Source organism: Paraburkholderia sp. BR10923, from assembly GCF_040948765.1.
GTDB classification, from domain to species: Bacteria; Pseudomonadota; Gammaproteobacteria; order Burkholderiales; family Burkholderiaceae; genus Paraburkholderia; species Paraburkholderia youngii.
Genome location: NZ_JBFPKO010000104.1, coordinates 1 through 2300 on the forward strand (window position 1 = coordinate 1; position 2300 = coordinate 2300).

Consider the following 2300-nt stretch of genomic DNA (forward strand, 5'->3'; position numbering starts at 1 on the left):
CACAGCGACCGGGGCAGCCAGTATTGCAGCGGGCTGTTTCAGGACACGCTGAAAGCATATGGCATGCGTTCGTCGATGAGCCGCCGTGGCGATTGCTGGGACAACGCGCCGACCGAAAGCTTGTGGGGTTCGCTGAAAGTCGGTCGCCTGCATGGTCGGCACTTCGCCACACGGCGCGCGGTGATGGACGAAATCGTTGATTGGCTGGGTTTCTACAATGCCCATCGGCTACACTCGACGCTCGACTACGTCAGCCCTATGACGTTCGAGAAGAACTGGCTCGCTGCCCACCGAGCCGCCTGAATTCCCTCGGCTATGGGATACGTCAAACAGGGGCAAGGTCAGACTGTCCAACGTGGGGACCGAGATGAGTCTGAACGTGCTTGCCTACAACCTCATGAGAGTGCTGAGAAGCCTAGGATTCAAAAAGACAATGAAAGCGATGCGGCTGGTGGGTGCCTGAGTACCCATCGACCTTAAAAACAAGCTCACAATCGCTGACTAACGGCGTTAGACCCCTTTAGCAGTTCGTCATCGCCGAATGGACGTAAGCGCCCGGTTATCCCATCTTGAGTTGCGTTGAGAGTCTTGGGAGCATCGTGTCCACTTAAACAGGTGGACGCCTATGCTCCTCGCTCCTGGCGATCACTGCCAGACGCTAAAGATGGACCGCTTATGCTCAAGCGCCAGATTGTTCCTGAATTCGACGTCGGACGGATCGGCGCGAAGAGCCGTCTTAGCGTTGCAGCTGCTTCAACGGCATTGCCCGATTGAAGCGCTTTCAGCGCTAATTCGTTCGTCGACGTGGCCAGTTTGGCGATAGCCTCTCGCGGGCTTCGGAAGCGCCTCGATCTCGCTCTTCAGGTCGGCGACTTGCACTGTGTTTGCGCTTGTGGCGATCATATGGGATGGCAACGCGTTCGCCGATATAGGAGCCTTGACAGCTAAATCCATGCCGAACGATTTTCCGCTGGGCGCGGGCTGGCTAGAGGCAAGTGATCATCGCATACCTCGCCGAAGACTTAACACGCCGCTTTGGCCGCGAGATCGGCCGGGCCAGTCTGGCTAGCATGCGCGACTTCCATCTCGCCTCGCCCGAGGGAGAGATTTTCCAGGCAGTGTCTGGAAAATCGGCGGCTCACCGCGATCACGCGGTACCTCAATGCCGTCTAGTCCAGTCTCGTGCTGTCATTCAGTGATTTCACGGGCCATCTCAAATACCCAAAGATCCGGCTTGACGGAACGGTGGCTATCGCGCGTATCTCGCTGCGCCTCAGGCAATACCTGGTTCCTCTGCTTGCAGCAGGCTCTTTTTCCCGCATGCAGGTTAGCGGCCGCTCGCGAATATACGGTGGCTGACGACACTTTGTCACGTTTCCGTCTCTTATCGCGCAGCACGAGGACGCAGACGCAGACGTGTCGAACGCCCACCCGACTATGGGAATTCATTCGGCACATCGGGGAGTAGCAATGTTCTGGGGCCCCACGGGCAAATCCAGTTGGCTTAAACGGCCCCAGAAGGGCGACAAGCGTTTGAAGCGGATCTTCTATCAGTCGGCATTTTCATCCATGCGCTGTCCCAAGAGCGCTGCCTTCAAACGTAAAGAAGCGAAGCGCCATCATCAGATCATCATTGCTCTTGCCAGGAGGCGTGTGAATGTACTGTCGGCAATACTCCACAACAGGAATCCAATGCCCGAACGGCTGCCGCTTGCTTGACAAAATCATTAGGCGGTCTCTGCCTTTGGTCTGGCTAGAGTGAATCAATCCCGTGCCGGCACACCAAGGTTCGTTGAGCCCCATATCGCGTGCGCCCACCACTAAAATCCAGAAATGTTCGCACACAATATAATCTTTAGTATCAATTTATTGCTGCCTTTCCCTTGGTACATGCTCCTAACCATGTGGCACCATCCGAACTCAGCTGGCGGCGAAGCGTTGCGGGTCTTCGGAGTCCAATCCGTGGCCACGGTTGCCTGTTTTCCCTCCGCCGTGCCGATGGCCGAACTGCCGTGGCATACCGACGCCTTCGCATGCGTCGCTCCGATAGGAGAAGGCACTAGCGAAATTCGGCGAGTGCAGCTGCGGACGGGGTAGGGAAGATGACTTCTAAGGAAGGTCTGCAAAAGTCCTGGCGTTGACGTCTCGGTGGACTATCCTGGGAGAATGCAGCTTTAAGGGGTACCTCGATGACACAGCTTGGTCTTGGTCTGGATCTTTCAACGAAACGCACGCGCAAGCGGGAATTTCTCGATGAGATGAGGCGCGTTGTGCCATGGTCGAGGTTGATTGCGTTGATC

Annotated in this window: 2 protein-coding genes and 1 pseudogene; all 3 read left to right on the forward strand. The window is 56.4% G+C overall.

Features of this window, described 5'->3' with window-relative positions; genetic code table 11:
- A partial coding sequence (locus AB3X94_RS41500) for an integrase core domain-containing protein (RefSeq protein WP_368594327.1) occupies positions 1–303 on the forward strand: 303 nt, incomplete at its 5' end.
- Positions 304–1470: 1167 nt separating this feature from the next.
- The gene (locus AB3X94_RS41505) at positions 1471–1719 is read left to right on the forward strand and encodes a hypothetical protein (RefSeq protein WP_368594397.1); all 249 of its coding nucleotides are present in this window, start codon (positions 1471–1473) and stop codon (positions 1717–1719) included.
- A gap of 470 nt (positions 1720–2189) precedes the next feature.
- A pseudogene (locus AB3X94_RS41510) lies at positions 2190–2300 on the forward strand (IS5/IS1182 family transposase); the annotation flags it as partial.